General features: G+C 50.7%; 1 protein-coding gene. It reads right to left on the reverse strand.

The genetic code is table 11. From position 1 onward, the window contains the following. Window positions 1–745: allantoicase (gene alc / locus KDK16_RS06795; protein ID WP_257275298.1), on the reverse strand; the 745-nt coding region annotated here is incomplete at its 3' end. Window positions 746–1,037: the final 292 nt, after the last annotated feature.

Below are 1,037 nucleotides of genomic sequence, written 5' to 3' on the forward strand. Positions count from 1 at the left end.
GCGAAGCCAGTCTGATGACCATCCAGTCGTGACCGCCAGTGCGTCTTCTGCGGGTTTCCCAGCCATCATGCATATCGGCACCGCGACCCGGACGAAGCAGATTTTGCATTGGGCTGAAGAAAGCATCTGAGCAGCTGACAGGGCGAGCACCGTTCATCAGAGCCGATAGATCAACGGGCTCGTTGGGGAGAAGGTGTTGAGTGTTAAACAGGATTTTTCCATAGACTCTCAGACGGGCAACGCCGCCATCGGGGAAAATGGTCAGGCGAATATGAGTGGCTTCAACAGGCTGATCCAGACGAATCAGGTTGCGATGATCGGCTTCAACCGCCATTCTGGCGCTCATAGTCTGCCACTGGCTTTGCTCGTCGGGATCTGACTCGCTGGCAATGTATTCCAACTGAACGGCCCCGGGTGCATTACCTTTAAAGTGACGGGTATCAACTTCGACCCCTTCCACCATGCCGTGGGTCGCCAGTCTGACGATGACCCAATCATGATCGCCAGTGCGGCGCCGGCGGGATTCCCAGCCATCCATCCATTTACCGTAAGCCGTATATTTCTCCGGGAGAAAAACCGGCTCAGAGTCCAGCAGCAGGTTGTCTTTTTCAGCAAAGAAGTCATCGCTTGCAGACAGTACATCACCACCCAGGGCGCGGGCGGCCAGGTCGACTTTTGTCTGTCGCCACAGTATGGCTTCGTCTGAGCCATCAGCCCCTATAGAGCCATCAGCCATTTTTTTCATAGCATATCCTGATTTTTTGTTGGTTTTATTGGAATTTTATTATCCCCAAGATCAAGGGGGTATTTTTCTCTGAGTTCTGACAAAATGTATCTTGTGATTTTTGTGACCCTGCCAACAAAATGTTGACCAAATAGTCAGACTTTGGGAGTTTATGCCATAGATACTACGGGTCAATCAATATATTGATTTAAACACAGAAAAATAAGTCGGAGTCTGCCATGAATCACAGTGATAACAGCTACCCCAGAGACTTAACAGGGTATGGAAAGACCCCTCCTCACCCGCAATGGCC

This window comes from Endozoicomonas sp. SESOKO4 (assembly GCF_024606275.1).